13 protein-coding genes and 1 pseudogene are annotated in these 17,041 nt (G+C 59.8%); 5 read left to right on the top strand and 9 right to left on the bottom strand.

Translation table 11 applies throughout. The annotated features are described in order from the left end of the window. A partial coding sequence (locus NKH28_RS30670; RefSeq protein ID WP_502906682.1) for an ATP-binding protein occupies positions 1-196 on the top strand: 196 nt, incomplete at its 5' end. Between the two features lie 198 nt (positions 197-394). Here NKH28_RS30670 and NKH28_RS30665 read toward each other — a convergent pair. Beyond that, entirely contained in the window at positions 395-763 is a 369-nt protein-coding gene (locus tag NKH28_RS30665; RefSeq protein WP_352818819.1) for a hypothetical protein, read from the bottom strand. 380 nt (positions 764-1,143) lie between these two features. Here NKH28_RS30665 and NKH28_RS30660 point away from each other — a divergent pair, with 380 nt between their 5' ends. From NKH28_RS30660 to NKH28_RS30655, 3 genes and pseudogenes are all read left to right on the top strand, one after another. After that, entirely contained in the window at positions 1,144-2,925 is a 1,782-nt protein-coding gene (locus tag NKH28_RS30660; RefSeq protein ID WP_352981090.1) for a hemolysin, read from the top strand. Between the two features lie 264 nt (positions 2,926-3,189). After that, positions 3,190-3,308, top strand: a pseudogene (locus NKH28_RS34565) (IS481 family transposase); the annotation flags it as partial. Positions 3,309-3,316: 8 nt separating this feature from the next. Then, the gene (locus tag NKH28_RS30655) at positions 3,317-3,736 is read left to right on the top strand and encodes a hypothetical protein (RefSeq protein ID WP_352981092.1); all 420 of its coding nucleotides are present in this window, start codon (positions 3,317-3,319) and stop codon (positions 3,734-3,736) included. Positions 3,737-5,289: 1,553 nt separating this feature from the next. Here the strand turns inward: NKH28_RS30655 and NKH28_RS30650 are convergent. The 5 genes from NKH28_RS30650 to NKH28_RS30630 form a co-directional block, all read right to left on the bottom strand. Then, complete coding sequence (locus tag NKH28_RS30650) at positions 5,290-6,291, bottom strand: nucleotidyltransferase family protein (RefSeq protein ID WP_352818825.1); 1,002 nt, start codon at positions 6,289-6,291, stop codon at positions 5,290-5,292. After that, the gene (locus NKH28_RS30645; protein ID WP_352981089.1) at positions 6,288-7,460 is read right to left on the bottom strand and encodes a PqqD family peptide modification chaperone; all 1,173 of its coding nucleotides are present in this window, start codon (positions 7,458-7,460) and stop codon (positions 6,288-6,290) included. The genes NKH28_RS30650 and NKH28_RS30645 overlap by 4 nt, the downstream gene beginning before the upstream one ends. Before the next feature lie 398 nt (positions 7,461-7,858). Next, positions 7,859-9,304 carry an undecaprenyl-phosphate glucose phosphotransferase gene (locus tag NKH28_RS30640; protein ID WP_352542499.1) on the bottom strand — a complete coding sequence of 482 codons (1,446 nt, stop codon included), beginning with the start codon at positions 9,302-9,304 and terminating at the stop codon, positions 7,859-7,861. Between the two features lie 435 nt (positions 9,305-9,739). Beyond that, positions 9,740-10,900 carry a glycosyltransferase gene (locus NKH28_RS30635; protein WP_352542500.1) on the bottom strand — a complete coding sequence of 387 codons (1,161 nt, stop codon included), beginning with the start codon at positions 10,898-10,900 and terminating at the stop codon, positions 9,740-9,742. Positions 10,901-10,934: 34 nt separating this feature from the next. Beyond that, the gene (locus NKH28_RS30630) at positions 10,935-12,596 is read right to left on the bottom strand and encodes a GMC family oxidoreductase (RefSeq protein WP_352981088.1); all 1,662 of its coding nucleotides are present in this window, start codon (positions 12,594-12,596) and stop codon (positions 10,935-10,937) included. A gap of 320 nt (positions 12,597-12,916) precedes the next feature. On the opposite strand from NKH28_RS30630, the gene NKH28_RS30625 reads away from it, so the two are divergent. Continuing rightward, positions 12,917-14,038: a right-handed parallel beta-helix repeat-containing protein gene (locus tag NKH28_RS30625; protein ID WP_352927156.1), complete on the top strand. Its 1,122-nt coding sequence runs from the start codon at positions 12,917-12,919 to the stop codon at positions 14,036-14,038. Between the two features lie 19 nt (positions 14,039-14,057). On the opposite strand, the gene NKH28_RS30620 is transcribed toward NKH28_RS30625, so the two are convergent. The 3 genes from NKH28_RS30620 to NKH28_RS30610 form a co-directional block, all read right to left on the bottom strand. Then, on the bottom strand, positions 14,058-14,462 hold the full coding sequence (locus NKH28_RS30620) for a recombinase family protein (RefSeq protein WP_352473812.1): 405 nt from the start codon (positions 14,460-14,462) through the stop codon (positions 14,058-14,060). A gap of 105 nt (positions 14,463-14,567) precedes the next feature. Further along, positions 14,568-15,593, bottom strand: coding sequence for a glycosyltransferase family 4 protein (locus tag NKH28_RS30615; RefSeq protein WP_352542502.1), 1,026 nt, complete (start codon positions 15,591-15,593; stop codon positions 14,568-14,570). A gap of 277 nt (positions 15,594-15,870) precedes the next feature. Continuing rightward, complete coding sequence (locus tag NKH28_RS30610; RefSeq protein ID WP_352981091.1) at positions 15,871-17,040, bottom strand: glycosyltransferase family 4 protein; 1,170 nt, start codon at positions 17,038-17,040, stop codon at positions 15,871-15,873. Position 17,041: the final 1 nt, after the last annotated feature.

Here is a 17,041-nt window from a genome sequence, read left to right as displayed (position 1 = left end):
CGCCATTCTCGACCGGATCGTCCACAACGCCCATCGCGTCACCCTCGAAGGCGACAGCATGAGAAAGCAAAAACCACCGCCGCTCTTGACCGGCGCCAAAACGGCGAAATCAATCGCAAATGAGTTCAACCAGGCAACCGAGGGCCGACCACATCCAGCTGTCCGCGACTTAGTGAAACTGCTGTCCGCGATTTAGCGGAACGACTGTCCCGTTTTTGCGAAATGCGCAGAAAAGGAGCTTGTTCCTAGCGGCGCAGCAATGATTGAGGATCTCGTCGTAGTCCTTGAATATACGGTTGGAGAGCCCCTTGTCATGAATTGCCGCAGGTTTTCGACTGGGTTCAGTTCCAGTGAGCGCGCGGCACGAACATCAGAGTGATGTTGTCCGGCCGCGTCACTTGCGATCCGGCCTGATCAGGATCAGCACCGCATGCGCGCCGTCGTCGGCGCTCCGACTGATCTCGGCGAGGTGCTCCCGCATCGCCGCGGTATCGCAATAGGGCATGCCCTCCCGGAGGCAGACGGGCCGCTGGTCGAACCAGTGGGGGAATTTCACACAGTAGCTTTGCCAATTGCTGCGAGTCCAGCAAGGCTCGGTAGGTGTCTCCAGTTCGGCGATGTCGCGAAGGCGCGCACCGAATTGCGCCGCAAGCTGCCGCCGCCGCGTGACGAGTGCGGGAAGCCGTTGCAGTTGCTCACGCCGATGGCAGCGTGCAGGTCGGTCGGTAGTTGTAGCCGATTCAGGATAGCCCTCGTAGATCACCTGTTTCGAGCTGTGCCGGACCCGTGTCGGTAACGTTCATGCGTGCATGACCTTGTCTCCTGTCCTCGGGGGTAAGTTCACACGTAATCCGACATACTAGACGACGTTTGCAATTCGACGTAGGCGCAAGCTTGAGCGCAACGCCAATCGCCCGGGAGAGTCTCAGTATAGCCTTATCAAGGCCGCATTATGGTCATGAACGTTAGCATTATATCTCATATGAAATTTCTGGTTGTATTGTCAGAATTTCGTTAAGACGATAGATCTTCGTTTTATTGCCCGTGAGTGTCTTTGTAGATACTTATACAGATTACTGCTTAACTGGAGAAACACATGAGATCGATGAGTCGCTACAAGGAAATACTGCGAACACACTCGGAATGGTTGAACAACTTACGCGCGACGACGGAGGCAGCCGAGTGACGACCGAAGCTCCCATTTCCACCGTTTCCGCGTCGACGGCAACGACGCAGCCGGCGCAGGGTCTTACCTACACCACGACACCGATCCAATCGCAGTATGATGGCCAGGTGATTGAAAATCTTGACATCTACGTCACCAACGGGGACGCGGTCACGATTACGCACGACAATGTCATCCTGCGCAATTGTCTTATTCATCACGTCGAAGGTGACGGGGTGGTGGTATCGGGCGCAAACGGCGTCACGATCGAGAACACCGAAGTCATCAACGCCGACCCGCCGGCGGGAATCGACCCCGAGACGAGCCCGAACATCAACAACATCAACGCAGAAAACGCCTCGAACTTGACCGTTCATAACACCACAGTGCGGGAAGGCTCGACTGGCATCTATCTCGTGAACTCGCCCGGCGCGAGTCTTTCACACGTCGATGGCTACGACTTCCATGGCCCAATGCCGCGCGGTCAGTTCGTCCAGTTCAACAACTCGGGCAATAGTTCGCTAACCGACTTCTATGCCGTAAATGACGCCGGCAGTTCGCATCCGGAGGACATCGTCTCGGTATATGGCAGCCCGAATACGACGATCTCAAATGGGGTGATCGACGGTAACAACTCTCAGACCGGCGTGGCCGTTATGTTCGAGAACGGATCGACCGGCGGCAGGGTGGATCACGTTGACGCCATCCATCAGGGCAATGGCGCGTTCTCTTCCTACGCGAGCGATGTGACCTTCGATCACACGAGGTCGTTCGACGGTATCAATGAGGATCAAGGCCGCGGGCTGCCCTCGTCGAATGGACTGATCTGGAATGTAAGCTCCGGCGGGGTCAGCGTCCTGAACTCGAGCTACACCAACCCTGGCAATCCCAACAACACCATCTGGGACGCGTCAAAGGCGGTCGTAGCCGACGTGCACGAGGATCCCACCGCCACCCCAGCGGCACACGTCGACAACCAGTTCACCTGGGACTACGCAGGGGATAGCTCGACCGACACTGTCACGGGCGCGAACGTCACCCCGCCAATCACTGGCTCGACCGGGACCGAAACTGGGTCTGGAACCGGGATTGCCGCTCCTTCCGGCGGCACCAGCGATGGCACCTTGTACGGCACCGGCGGCGCCGATGTATTGCATGGAACCAGCGGCCACGCGATGATCGGCTATGGCGGCAACGACACTTACAATGTCGATAATGCCAACGAGAAGGCGGTTGAGGCTGTGGACGGCGGTAACGACAGTGTGATCGCCTCGGTGAGCTATGCGCTTTCGGCCGGCTCGGAGATCGAGCATCTCGCCACCAACAACCCGTCCGGCACGCAGGCGATGAGCACCACCGGCAACGAGTTCGCCCAGACCATCGAGGGCAATGCCGGCAACAATGTCATCAACGGCGGACTCGGCGCCGACGTTTTGACCGGTTACGGAGGCCACGATGCCTTCTCGTTCAATACGGCTCTTGGAGCCGGCAATGTCGACAAGATCACCGACTTCAAGCGCTCCCAGGACACTTTCCATCTCAGCGATACCGTTTTTGCCGGGCTTCAGTCGGGAGGGCTTCCGTTCAAAGCTTTCTTTGTAGGTGCAGCCGCGCATGACAGCTCCGATCATATCATCTACAACAGTGAAACCGGGGCTCTCTCTTTCGACGATGACGGGGCCGGCGGCGCATCTCAAACGCAGTTCGCCACCCTCTCCCCACATCTGTCGCTCACCGCAGCCTCGTTCTTTGTGACCTGAAGGACTACGCGGGGAACCAATATCCCGCGAGGGGCTGCCCTGGCAAATAGGGACTGGATCACAGTACCTCAAAGCCATGATCCCGAACCGAAGGTCAGCGTACCAAAAAGGGGAGCCCGGTTTCGGAGAAGATCACGCTCATGGAGTTCCATCCCGATATCATCGGGATGGAACAGACTCGAGTTGTGAGCTTTCCGTAGTTCACGCGGACCGAACCGAGGAGACTGGAGTTACAGACTTTCAGCACTCACCGGAGGGTACTAAATCAATATTCACAAGAATGCCCGTCTGACGCCGTGGCGTCGAGAGGAACTGGCTCGTTCGGCCATCGAGCGACATCTTTCCCAAGCCTTGCGGCGCAGGCCTATGGTGTGTCGAAGCGAGCCGGCCTGTGAAGCTGGTCGATGTAGATCGGCGTCGTTTTGAAGAGAACATGCTCTTCAACCGGTCCATTCGCGAGAACATCGCGCTCGCCGATCCGGCTATCCCCATGGAGCGGGCATCGCTCGCCGGCGTTCACGATTTCATCCTGGGACTGCCCGCGGGCTATAACGTGTCGACTGCGTCATTGCCGGCGCCTGGGTCGCCGGCGTCGCGCGACATGGCTTCTCATCGAACGGATACTCTGATCCTCGAAGCAGCGGACGCCTCGGCACTGAGACAAGTTCGTGTAATTCCGAGTTTATCCATGCGGCATTACGATCCGGTCGGATCGCTAAAGGCTCAGATCTGCGTAGCGGGTCGGGAACAGCTCTATCGTCACTGCGAGCGAGCCGCCGATTCCGCATATGCGCCGCGGCAAGCCTTATAGCCGCAGGAAACCGGTGTTTGCTTCTCTCCAGGCAAACGCGTCCGGTTGCGCCGCGGGAGCACCCGTCTGTCGGCCAACCTACAATTGACCGCCTGGCGGGCTGTCCCTCTCCTAACCAGCAGGAAGGCAGATGCGCGGGCATCCAGAGCCCACAGCCCCGCCTTTTCCACGCCAACCTACCCGATCGTACTTCGGTCTCGTCGACATCTTGCGCCATAGCGAGCCGTCGTAGCATGCCGTCAGGCCGCTTTGGGAACGGCCGACGGTAGCGCCGGCGGCTCGGGATAGGCCCGCTGTTACGGTCATCGTGCACCGGTATCCCCGAGGAAGGGCTCGGTTAGTCCGTCAGCGCGGGCAAGCGCGGCGGCACTCTTCTTGCGTTATCCAAGTTTCTGCGCATGGCCATTCAAACGGCCATAATGGGAGTCGGTGCGTACCTGGCTATTAACCAGGAAATCTCCGGGGCGCGTCCTGTTTGCGGCGTCACTCATTATGGTCGGGCGCTTGCCCCGACGAGATCATGCAATGGAAAAGTATCGCGTCGGCGCGCAGCGCCCATGTGCGCCTGGAAAGCATATTCCAGGAGAACCCGCCGATTGCCGGACGCCTGCCTCTGACGCCGGCCGTCCGGCGCGCCCTCCATCCCAGACGGGCTGCCGCGGTGCCGGCGCTACGTTCGGGCCGACGAGCGACGGCAGCAACTAGTCACGATTGCCGAGACAAGTCGCCAACCTCGCCGAAGGCCGAAGCTGGCGAAAAGCTGCACGTTGCAGATGACGTGCTCAACCGACCGAGCGCGCACCGCGGTCCGGGAGCGTTGTCGGCTTTAAGGTACACACGATAGGAGCCGTCGGTTCGCGCCGGCGAAACCTTGATGGAGATCATCCCTGATGACGACACTTGACCGTCCGGCGAAGAGTCGCCTGTCGACATCAACTCATCAACAATGTTGCCGAGGGCCTTCCTGCCGAGATGCGACTGCCTTCGTTCAAGGCTCGCTCGACGCCGGTCGCGATCGGCGAGGTGCAGACCGTTGCCGGCGGACGCGCCCCATGAGGAAGTGACGCGTGAGCCCTACTACGAATTGAAAGGTTCCGTGCAGGTCTCTCAGTTCCCCGAACAGGTCCGCGAGAAACTCAGGCCCGGTATGCCGGGATCAGGATAGACCGCAGAGACGAGGAACGGTCAGAACGACCAAAGCAACCATTCTAAGGATTTTGCCCAGGAGGACCAGAGTGGACGTGGCCCGTGTCGCCGAATCCATTCCCGGGACGCGCGCCATGCGATGCGGCAATAGCTTGCGAGTTTAAGCTCGTGCCAAGCAACAGAGCAATGGATGGAGGTGTTACAACAGCAAAACGCCCGGCGTTCTTTAGAAATTCTCGACGCGCCTGTTCTTCCGGCACCTGGCTGTCTGTATTTCTCTTGGAAGACTTCCCGCTCTTCATCGAATGTACTCCTATCCTTGTGTAACAACTCCAACGCTCTAATTTGACATATGCCTTTTGTGAAGACAAGGCGCCATCAAGATACAACCAGGAAATTAAGTATTACTACACTTTTGACCCGAGATCGCCGTCAAGGAGGATGCTGGTTGCGCGGCGTCCAAAGTCGAGCGGACTCCGTCGGCCCCAGCCATCGCCATGTAGGAGTCGCCACATACCCCACAGCGAATTGCCGACCAGGCGCAATGGAACGCCGAGGACGGGATGGTACAAGGGGAAGACGCGCCGCCAGTGTTGAAAGCGAACCAAGGGACGCCGCACATATTGCGCCGGTGCTATGACGCCAAAGAAGTGACTCAAGGCCAAGAGTTGAGTATCGAACGCATTCCGCGCATTCTGATCGGGCAAGGATGTTCGGAGCTCCGCCCAATCCAGCTTATGCTGCTCCGCCAGCCGTGCCAGATCATAAAGGTGGCGAAAGTCGGTCCTTCCGCGCCAGTAGTCCGCCTCCTTGATGAGATCATGCATGATCCAGTGGAGGGCCCTAGACTGTGGGGCGGGGATTTTCGCCCTAAGCCCGTGACGGCGGGCAAGCCTCGGGGGCTCGCGGTCAATTTCCCGGTACGGCCGGAGCTCCAGGAGACCGACATCTTGCGGGCGCGCCATGCCACCAGCGACCGTCACTTCGGCGTAGCCAAGCTTGGCAAGACAAGCCCGGGCAGCCCCTTCTTTTGTCGTTTCCACAGCCAAGTCGAGATCGCTCATGATTCTGTCGGGAACCCTGCCGCTCGACGAAAGGAACAAGGGAACGGCCCCTTTGAGCAGGACCGGAACGACGCTGCCCTGATTGAGGGCAGCAACGGCTTCGTTCAGCTGCCTGCGCAAGCGCAAATTGCGTTCCCGGTTGCAGCCGTAAATGAACTGAAGATACTGGCCCACCCCTTCGGGGAGCCGGTCAAGCTGGCCCGTGTGCGCAAGAGTGGCGCACAAGACGGGCGTAAGCAGAGTGTGGTTGGCGAGTGCAATTACCGCCAGCCAGTCGGCCGTTACCACCAGGCGCCCGTTAAGTCCCGCGATCAGGGCCTCGAACGCATCCCTGGTAGGCTTCATCGGCACGCCGCCTTCAGCAGTTCCAACCCGTCACCCAATTTGGCATAGGTCAGGCAAAAGCCCTCTGCCGAGCGGATGACTTGGCAAAGAGCGTCGAATGCAGTGCTACTTAGCTCTTTATTCCGCGCAAAGGCGCCGTTCAGCAAGCCACCCAGGATTTCGCTCGGGTCGATCACGCGCAGGGAAGGTTTGGCATCCTGTGTCCGACAGAGCAAGACCACCCAGCCCACGGGCCGGGGAACGGTAGGGACATGATCCCTAGGCACAAGAAAACGCACACGCCTGCGATCGGGACGCCGGTAAACCCGAGACCTGCCGAGTTCGGGGAAATATTGTCCGAGAATGGACCATGATCCCGATTTGACTGAAGGCGCAAAAGCAAGGCCGATACTCTGTCCGGCCGAGTCGAGAAGTGTCACATCGTCTGCCGCGAAGCCAAACCCCGCGTGGACCAGCGCCAATGTCAGGGTCGTCTTGCCCGAGCCAGGGTTACCACAAAGGAGGAGCGTGCGGCCGTTCTTGAACAGCGCCGCCGCATGCAGGGCGAGTTCATATTCACTGTGCCCAAGCACTTCGGCCAGCAGTTGCCCTTTGACCATAATCGGTATCTGGTCTCGACCACAGGAATTAGTCCAGTGGCCATCCCGGAACAGGTGGATCCGCTGCCCACGCTCAACCAGATGGAATAGGACGTCGACGGCCCTGTTTCGAACTTCGAGATGCTGAAATACGGTCGCGGCCGGAAAGGCGACGGCAGCCGGATACAGTATGCGCACACACACGCCTGGAACAGCAACGACCTGGCAGATATGTTGATGAGCTGCGGTTGGGCACGGCGGTGGAGCAGGCTGGATTAGGCCGAGCCGTTCCCAGTCTTGAAGGGCAGCCTCGACATAGCCATAGGCCTCTTGCCTATCAACGCCACGGGCTGCCATCTCGCCCAAGATAGCCTGGACCGGCACGCCTTCTTCAAGCGAGCGCCAGATATCCGCCGCAGTGTCATTGAGCGCAAAGACTACCCCCTGCGTTGAACTGAGCAGGATGTTTTGCCCTTTGATGCATGCAAGCCGACCTTGGGGAACTAACCTCGCCGTAGCGTACTCTACAAGGGGAGGCCCCGCAGTTCGGTCAGTGGTTCGGGTTTGTTGCGGGCTCACAGAAGCCGTCATCCTCGTTTGTCTGGGCGTGGAGATCGTTCGATTCGAGTGGAACTCACGACCAGAGAGACACGATCTTCATGGCATTCCCCCTCCGCTCCCAAAGCGGTAACTTGCCAACTCCGTTGCCGTGCGGGCACTTTTGCTTGAAGTCGCAGGTTATGCATTGAGCGGTCGCTGTTTTTCGCCCTGATCATCGCTTGCATTCAGTTGTTCTGTAACAGCGCCTTTTGTAGTAGAGCCGCACCTCTCATGGTGTCGAGCCTCACCCAAAGTCGTATTCAATTTATACCGAAGAAGAGGTTCGCTTTTTCCGAGTGGGGTGTCGCTTGGCAGTTAATCGATGGGTCGTCGGCCAGCCGCCACTCCTTGCAAATCAATCACTTGCCACATAAATCGGCAAAGTTGGGCTAGACGGCGTTTCGCCCCGTCCAGATGCGGGGGATGGTCAGAAGCAGGATCTTTACGTCGAGCCAGACCGACCAGTTGTTGACGTACCACATATCGTGTTCGACACGCTTGATCATCATGTAAACATCAGGCGTCGCGCCGCGCCAGCCATTTATTTGTGCCCAGCCGGTGACCCCCGGCTTCACCTTGTGCCGAGCCGGATAAAGAGAGATGATCTGGCTGTATTCGCTGTCATGCGCGAGCGCGTGCGGCCGTGGGCCTACCAACGACATGTCGCCCTTCAGCACGTTCCATAGCTGTGGAATCTCGTCGATACTAAACCTTCTCAATATGCGCCCAACGCGGGTGACGCGGGGATCGCCCCTGCAGGCTTGATGGACAATGGGCCCGTCCTCCAGGATCGTCATCGTTCGGAACTTATAGATCTTGAACGTGCGGCCATTGAACCCGGCCCGACGCTGACAGAAGAGCACCGGCGCCCTGGATTCGAGCGCAATCAGCGCCGCAACAACGGCCAAAGGGGGCAGAAGAAATGGGAGGGCGACAGTGGTCAGCACAAGATCGAAGAGCCGCTTCATCAGGAGCTGAGGCGCCGTCAGGGGCGCGCTTTGCAATTCTATCGCCCTCGTCCCCCCCAGGTTGACGACAGGTCGCTTCAAGAGTGCGCTAACGACGTGGTCCGGTAGGAGCCTTACGGGTACCGCGACCACGCAAAGGTGGGCCGTGATTTTCTCAATCAGGGATATGTCAGCCCAACTGACAGCAAGGACTATCTCGTCGACCGAACGCCGACGCACATGTTCAATGAGCTTATCCATACACTCAAGGAGCGAGCTCTCGCTGGATGCAGCAGGCAATGTAATCGTTTGGCAGACCTGGCATCCGGAAGCCTCGATTGCCTGGACAACGCCGCTTGGCACGCGCACGTCCGATTGCGTTACGATCACTACTTGCGGTTTGGCAAGCATGTCCGACCTGGTCAGCGAGGCAAACAGTCGTCCGGCGCCAAGGCGCACGAAGATGATGCCGCCAAGTCCCGTCACGAAGAACAGCATGAGGGCTTGGCGCGAAAACATGTCTCCCACCTTGAGTGCAAGCGCCACAACCGACAGGCAAAGAAAGACCGCCGTCCAGATCAGCGCGACCTCCTTGATCTGAGAGGCCAGCGACCGCAGCTCGGAACTCAGATACAGGCCGCGCGCATATGCGGAAGTCGAAAAAAGGGCGGCTACAACAACACCGAGCCCGAAGTTCCGGCCGTACTCGCCGAAATGTCCGAAACTCACAAGATCATATACCATTCCCGAGCCGATGCTGAGCAGCACGACGGACATTGCCTCGAGAAGCGGAGACGACTGCAGAAGAACATTGACCTTGAGGGGCGCGTTCCACCGCGGTGCGTTTGACGTGGCGCCCGCACGGGGGCCTTCATGAAGAAGTGCCATGACGTTCACCTGCGTTCGAAGCCGCATTCATCGACCAACATCGGACGACCCCCCTCCTCTGCTGAAAACCACCGGAGTGCCCAGCGTGACGTGGCACCCCTCGCCTGCGATCATTGCCCCTTCACGCGAAGTTCGATTGCGGTGGCTGCGGTAGCACGGGGAATGGCCAGAGAATGGCAGCGACACTGCGCGAATCCAATTCGGCATAAGCTCTAACCCCAAAGGGTAGAGCCGGCGGACACACCGACCTTCCTTGCCCGCTTCCGGCGCCTGTTAGTCTTTCGAGTACCTCGAAATGATATGCTCTCGCGCGCAGGCCTGGAGCGGCGGACGCTCCGACGGAAGCGACCGGTTCGAAACTGCCGCTCTTTCTCTTTTTTTGGGCACCGCTGAGCGCCGAACCCGAAACCGGGTCTCATTTTAGGGCCTGATCGTCTAGGCGAGCGCCATAGCATCGGCGGCGATCCGTCGCAGCTGGAGCTTGCGAACGTGGAGGCGTGGGAGCGGCTGCATGCCGATCGTGGCTAGGATGTGATCCCAACGGTAGACCCAATCGTGCATCTCCAGGCAACGGACCGTACTTGTCCGGCGCAACAATTCCGTACGGCAGGGGTTTGCGTCGAGTTCGCCAATTACGTCTGCGATATGGCTCGAGTCTGGTGATACCTCGATCACTGCGTCTGGCCAGTCGAAGTGCGCGCCGAATTCGGCGCATTGCGGCGCGGTCCCAAGCATGACGGCGCCCCCCGCGGCCCCTTCGAAAAGACGGGCAGGCAGCACCTGCTCGCCGGCAACCGTGACGGCCTTCGAGTTTGCAAGCGTCGCTGGACTGAAAGCCATGAAATAGCGCGTGCGCCTGATGATATTGGCGAGCAGCAAACGATGCTCATGCCACGCCTTCACCCGGGAATCTGTGCTTGCGAGCGTGTCGTAGAGATAGAAGAGGTCCCGCTCTTCGGCCAGCTTCAGAAGCTGTCGGTGTATCTTCGCGGCTCGGTTCCCGATCGAGTATACGTCGATCACGCGTTTGACCGGCGATAGGTACGGCGTTGCAATGAGGCCGTCGACGGCCGTGGCAAGGAAGGAACAGGGCGTGCGGGTGTATTGAGGCAGGCGAGGTATGCACGCGCTGTGCAACAGGAACACGTGGTCGAACTGGTCCAGGAGCTTCAGATATCGGCGGTCCTCTTCGAGAGTGCTCGACCAGAGCTCGAACAGATACGCGACAGCAACCTTGCATCGGCGGCGCCAGTCGTGGATCCGAGACAATTCTACAAGGCTTTGCGGACTCCAGGCGACGAAGAAGAAAAGGTCATAATCTTGCGTGAGCCGAACATGCTCAATGCTTGGCGCATTCATTAACCCCAGCCCTTTGCGAAACGCGTTTGTCAGTCTGTTGAAGTCACGCTGGACGTTGTGAGGGTCGTGCTTTGGCAAAATGGCGTGAAAGCGTCTCGTTAGGTAGTTGTCGATGCCAGGGGCGATCAGATCGGCATCCTCGCATTCGGCAACGATGCGGCAAAACTCATACGCCGACGCAAAGTGAGCCCGGTCCTTCGCATTGAATTCAGAGGCAACCAGTGTACGTCTCTTCAAGGAATTCTCCCGGCACTTGTCATTCGACTTTCAACTATTCGGCCGCCGCAGGTTGGCCCGGCGCATAGTGCTCCAGTGCCGGGAGGGGTTGCCGACCCAGGATCATGTCTGCTGCCTTTTCCGCGATCATAAAGACAGCGGCCGAAGTGTTGGCCGAGGGAACGGAGGGCATAATGGAAGCATCAACGACCCGCAGGCCCTCGAGGCCGTGGACCCGCAACTGGTCGTCCACGACAGATTCAACACTAGCGGATGGGCCCATCCGGCACGATCCGCACAAATGATAGGCTGTCAGCCCGGTTTCGCGGGCAAACTGCAGCCGGTCGGCGTCGTCCGTTGTTTTCGGGCCGGGAAGCTCTTCCGTGCAGTTGTAGCGCCTGAGCTCGGGGGCCCGAAACAGCTGCTGCACAGTCTTCATGCCGTTGATGACGACCTGTCGGTCCTGATCATCGGCGAGATAGTTGGGCTGGATCAGCGGCGCTTGTGACGGATCTGCCGAGACCGCCCGAACATGTCCGACGCTCTTCGGTCGCAACTGATAATAGCCAAGCTTGATGACCGGCAACCGCCGCGCGCCACCGTGATCGGTATAATTGCCCAGGGCAAGGTCAAGCTGGATATCGGGGGTGGAGTGAAGATCCCGCGAGTTGACGAACCCGTAGACGAGCGACGGGCTGACGGCGAGAAAGTTCGGGCGGCCCAGCATCCATTTCGCTGCCTCGCGCAGGAGGGCGAAGCCGTGTCCGCTGACCGTTTCGATGCCCTCCACCCGGGCGATCAGGTGGACTATGTAGTGGTCCTGAACATTTGCACCGACACCGGGGGATTCGTGCACAACCGGAATTCCAAGGCCGGAGAGCATTCTCGCAGCACCCACGCCTGACAGCTGCAGCAGCTTTGGTGAGTTCGCCGCGCCAGCGGAGAGGATCACCTCTCGACGGGCCTTCACACAGCTGGTGGGATGACCCGGCCCCCCTCGTCCATATCGAACGCCGATGGCACGCTTTCCCTCGAACAGGACGGCCGTGGCCTGCGCGTTCGTGCGGACGTCCAAGTTCTTCTTTCTGGCGATCGGCCGTAGGAAAGCCCGCGCTGCGCTCACGCGCCATCCGTTATCGATATAGCGCTGATAGTAGCCCACACCGGCCTGGCTTGCCGCATTGTAGTCGGGATTACGCGGGATGCCGGCATTGAGCGCGGCCTCGATGAATGCATCACATAGTGGATGTCGCCAATCGCAATCTGTAACTGGAAGCAGTCCGTCCGTCCCGCGGTAGAAGGGATCGCATGCCCCAAGCCTCCGCTCGGTTCTCTTGAAATAGGACAGCACGTCGGCGTAGCCCCAGCCTCGATTGCCCTGGTGGGCCCACTCGTCGAAGTCTGCAGCCGCGCCGCGGTTGTAGTTCATCCCGTTAATTGCGGTCGAACCGCCTAGTGTCTTGCCCTGCGACATCGGAATAGAACGGTTGGCCGTCCCCGGACTAGGCTCCGTGTCGAACTGCCAGGCATATTTCGGATTCGAGGATGTCTTGTAGAGTCCCGCCGGAATGTGCAGAAGGATGCTGCTGTCGGCCGGGCCCGCCTCGAGCAGGCAGACCATATTGGTCCCATCAGCCACCAGACGATTGGCCAAGACGCAGCCTGCCGCCCCGGCTCCGACGATCACATAGTCAAAGACGTCCGCTTCAACCGACATCGCCTCGCGCTCCGCTTATTACCAGCTTCAGAGAATGGCAGGGAATCCGGCCGATGGCACTTTGCCCATCGGAGTTAAGCCTTATGAAGGGCTTTCGCGGCGGCCAGAATGGAGAGATGGTGTGCGAAGTGCTGTGCGTGCATAAGCCTGCCGCCGATGTGCATTCTTCGCGAACCTGCGCCGCTGGCGCACAGGGGAAAACAGGGGAAAAATGGGGATGCCTGACGACAACCTGACCGAAGAAGCCGCCTTGCCGAGAGGTAGGGTTTATCTGCATCGCGTTGGCCACCTCGACGTCTCCGCACAAGCCGAATCGACGTTTGGCACCCGAACTGGGCGGGCTGATAAATTTCATGTTGCGCGGCCGGCAGTCTCTTGAACCCCGGCGCCTTAATCGGCGCCGTCTCCTTGCCGGGCTGCTAGCGCTGCCTGCCTCGGGTGCCGTCGGTGCAGCGGTGCCTCTGGCCCAGGGGCGATCGGGCGATAAATGGTTCGGGGGTGCCGTCTCCCTTGCGCGTCCAAGTGGACCCGTGCTCACGCGCGCGGATGGGCAGATCATTGAAAACCTTGACATTTACGCCCCCTATGGCAACGGGATCACGGCACTCCATCAGGGCGTCATCGTACGCAGCTGCCGCATTCGTCATGCCATGGGCAGCGGAATATACGCCCGCGGAGCCGCCGGAATACGCTTGCAGGATCTCGAGATCGATCATGTCGGCGTTCCCCCGGGGACCGAACCAAGCCAGAACCGCAACAACATAGAGCTGGAAAGCTGCCCCGATGCGATCATCATCCGTGTCAAGGCGTCCCGCGGCTCCTCCAATATCTATGTCTTCGACTGTCCAGGCACCCAGATGAGCTTCCTCGAACTCCACGACGCGCGCGGGCCGTTCCCCCGTGGACAGAATGTGCAGTTCGACCGCTCTCCGGATACGAGCCTGGAAGAATTCTCGGCCGAGAACGGTCCCACCTCCTGGACCGAGGACAACATTTCCGCCTTTCACTCGGATCGCTGTACAATTCGACGTGGACTCGTCTTCTACAACAACAGTCCCACGGGCGCTGGCGTCATGCTGGAGGGAAGCTTCAATTGCCGGGTCGATGACGTCGATGCCGTTCAACAGGGCAACGGCGCCTTCTCGGCCGTTCCGCAGGGCAAGGTCGGCAGTGGCGGTTGTTCGTTCAACCGCTGCCGGAGCCGGGACACCTACAATGAGCCACGGGACGGCAGGGACGCCCCGACATCCAACGGCCTGTCGTTCCATACCCGGATATCAGAAGGCGCTGAAAAGCACAGTGTTAGGGACTGCTGCGTCTACGCGCTCGCCAGTCCCCGCAACCTCATCTGGCAAAGGGCGGCCGTGCATGCCGGTTGGTCCATCGAGCGCAAGCCATTTGATCCCAGACCGCCATTGCGGCTTGCCTTCAACTGGCAGTGAGCAGAGATCCGATGTGGCCCTATCGACGACGACGCCAAAAGAGAAGCAGGTCTGACAGCATTGACCGCGACGGCGACATCCCAAGCGTCCAGAGAGGCGCTGATGCAAGAATCATGCGTCCCGTCGTCGTGCTCGTATCGATAGGTGTGTCGACGATGCGAAGACCGACATGCTTGCTGCCAAGCCTTTCGATGAGCGCCAGCACTTCGCGGGTTGTGCGCGCAACACGGTACGGCTTCGTGACCGCAATCACGTCTCCTTTCCTGACACATGCGATCGCCCTCTCGAGCTCCGGCGTCGAACCGAATATGCCAGTCTTCTCGCAGAAGAACTTCTCGGCTCCCAAGCGGGCAAGATAAAGCTTTTGCGCCTCCAGCCTGGCAGCGGGTTCGAAGGTGTTGATACGACAGTAGCCGATGATCATCGCAATCCCCAATCGTAAGAAGCTTTCAGCGAGGGTCCAAGGTGCCCGAGGAAGCCGCTGACGATCTGCGAGCCTGAATGCCGCTGCGGCTCGGCAGTCCCTTTGTCATCTCCCATGTCCGCAGAGATCCGCGAGCTCGAGATATTGCTTTGCGACTCCCTGTGCATCGAACCGTCCCACCCACTGGCCGGCACCTGCCGACAAACGCGACCAAAGGTCATCATCGTCCAGCACAGCCTTCAGCGCTGCGGCCATCGCCTCGGCCTGTGGTTCGACCACTGCCCCATTCACGCCATCCGCGAGCAGATCCCGGCTGAGCCTTGAAGACCCGACGATGGGCGTGCCGGTGGCGATCGCCTCCATCACCGTTGCCGAGGCGACAGGGACCGTATAGCGCGTGGGGAAAGCGGCGACGCGAACGCGGCTGTGTAGTTCGCGAACGCGTGCTCCCTCTGCCATCCCGAGAAGGACCACGTGCCCCCGTATCGCTTCAGGAAGAGCGTCGACCGCCTTCGTCACCGGTCGTGTGATGTCACCCGTCAGGTAGAGCCGTACGGAAGGGTCGTTGAGGGCGCCGAATGCCCGGATCGTCGCCTCTGGCACCTTGTAGGGCGACGTGCCGGCATGGAGGATTGCCCGCTCGCGCTCTGCCAGCCCACGAGACGCATATGACTGGCGATCGATGCATTTGGGAATTTTCAGGATTTGGTCGCTTGGCAGCCCAAGATCTCGCACCAGTTCCTCCTGAAGCTCGGTCGTGGAGGCGACGACGTAGTGGCAGCGCCGCATGCTCGCGCGTCGAATGGCTCGCCATACTGCCGCAAGCGGCCCTTTCCGCCTCTCGAGATCGTGAACGACCTGGACGATCGTGCCACGCAGCGGTAGCGGCACCGTCTCGCTGTGGATGACAAGGTCCGGCCGGAACCGATTGATGATACCGATCGCCCGCAGCCATGCCGCGACTGAGGCCGGTCCGGTCAACCGCGTGCGGCTCAATCCGATTATCGGCAACTTGAGGCGAGGCGAAAGAAGTCGCTGGAATTTCGCGCTTTCGAAGGTGCCGACCACGATCTGCACCTGGTGCCCCAGTTCGAGCAACGCCTGGGCAAGTGCCACAATGAAGATGCTCACACCATCAGGTGAATCCAAAGGTTCGCGCCGGGTCAAGACAATGCGCATTCGATCGAACCGTGACAACAGGTGCCTGCGGGCGGCCGCAGCCTCCAGTGGCACCGTGTTTCAGCAATGGAAGCAAAAGAGGACCTCGCCGAAGTATGCGAGGCGGCAGGATCGATCCTCGAGCAAATGGGGAGTACCCCGGCCCGCACTGCGCTTGTTGACGCGTGAAGCTTGGTCTGCCCTATGGGCCGCCCTGGTCGGTTCCTGCCAGCCCATGTTCCGGCCCACCTCACGACACTGCCGCTAAGGCCCGGATCGGGCGCCTGACCAGGGGTTCATAGATGGCCATCAGCCGATTGAAGTTTGCTTCGGGCGTGTACCGCTCCTGATAGGCGGCATAGGCCCTGCCTGCCACTTCCTGCAAGGCAGATCGGTTTGAAAGCGCCCAGCGCACCTGATCGGCCAACGCGCCGGCATTGCCGACAGGAACGACAAGGCCGGTGACGTCTGGCTCAACGACCCCCTTGATCCACGGCAAATCCGTGCAGATGACCGGCAGCCGGCTTGCGAAGGCCTCGATGACGGTCATGGGAAACAATTCATAGCCTTTCGACGGAAAGAGCAGGAATGCTGCAGCCTGCATCTCCTTCAGCACCGTGTCGCGCGACTGACGCCCGAGATATTCCACGCGCTCGCCCGCAGACTGCTCGACGAGCGGAGCCAACGGCCCGTCGCCGATGATCCGCAGCGGATAGTCGATCTCCTTCCACGCCTCGAGCAGCGTGGCCACTCCCTTGTGGTGCTCATCCAGTCGTCCGACGAACAGCCCTCCATTGCGACGAAGGTCACCGAAGATCGGCGGCCTGGCAACCGCATTCGGCTTGACGACGATGCGTTCGGCCGGCAGGCCGCCTTCCACAAGCTTGTGCCTGGCCCAGTCGGTAAGGGCAATGAAGCGGTCGACCTTGCGGGACCAGGTGCCGGCCCGCTTGTGAAACTCGACCATTGCGGCGACGGCGAGCGTGCCCGCCAGGGAATTCCTGTAGACCTTCTTCGGAACAGTCCACCAGCAGGCGTGGCGGAGACTTCGCTCCCGAAGCCTCTCATCGGGATAAAGCAAGGCGCTGGGACAGAGAATCCTGAAATTGTGCAAGGTCATCACTGATGGCACGCCGGCCTCGCGGCACGCATCCAGGATGGAGGGGCTCAGGAGAGGAAAGAAATTGTGGATATGGACGACATCCGGTGAAAATTCCGCCAATTTTCGGGACAGGGTCCGCCGTGAATGAGGGTTGTAGATGACCCCCACGGCGCTAGAAATCTTCCGCGCGACCGACACGATATCGTCATTCGTGGCGGAGAACAGCTCGACGTCGACCCCATTCTGCTTGAGGCACGCGAGCTCCTCCCGAACCACGCTGTCCTCTCCGGCCCTTATCTGGTAGAAATTATGAACCATT

It is taken from the genome of Mesorhizobium sp. M1227 (assembly GCF_040318315.1).
Classification (GTDB): domain Bacteria; phylum Pseudomonadota; class Alphaproteobacteria; order Rhizobiales; family Rhizobiaceae; genus Mesorhizobium.
Note: the sequence above shows the minus strand (reverse complement) of the source record. Positions and strands in the feature narration are given on the sequence as shown.

Excerpts from the sequence above, each read along its gene's own strand:
- NKH28_RS30660 (WP_352981090.1), top strand. The coding sequence starts at position 1,144 with ATGGTTGAACAACTTACGCGCGACGACGGAGGCAGCCGAGTGACGACC.
- NKH28_RS30650 (WP_352818825.1), bottom strand. The coding sequence starts at position 6,291 with ATGAAGCCTACCAGGGATGCGTTCGAGGCCCTGATCGCGGGACTTAAC.
- NKH28_RS30645 (WP_352981089.1), bottom strand. The coding sequence starts at position 7,460 with ATGACGGCTTCTGTGAGCCCGCAACAAACCCGAACCACTGACCGAACT.
- NKH28_RS30640 (WP_352542499.1), bottom strand. The coding sequence starts at position 9,304 with ATGGCACTTCTTCATGAAGGCCCCCGTGCGGGCGCCACGTCAAACGCA.
- NKH28_RS30630 (WP_352981088.1), bottom strand. The coding sequence starts at position 12,596 with ATGTCGGTTGAAGCGGACGTCTTTGACTATGTGATCGTCGGAGCCGGG.
- NKH28_RS30620 (WP_352473812.1), bottom strand. The coding sequence starts at position 14,462 with ATGATCATCGGCTACTGTCGTATCAACACCTTCGAACCCGCTGCCAGG.
- NKH28_RS30610 (WP_352981091.1), bottom strand. The coding sequence starts at position 17,040 with ATGGTTCATAATTTCTACCAGATAAGGGCCGGAGAGGACAGCGTGGTT.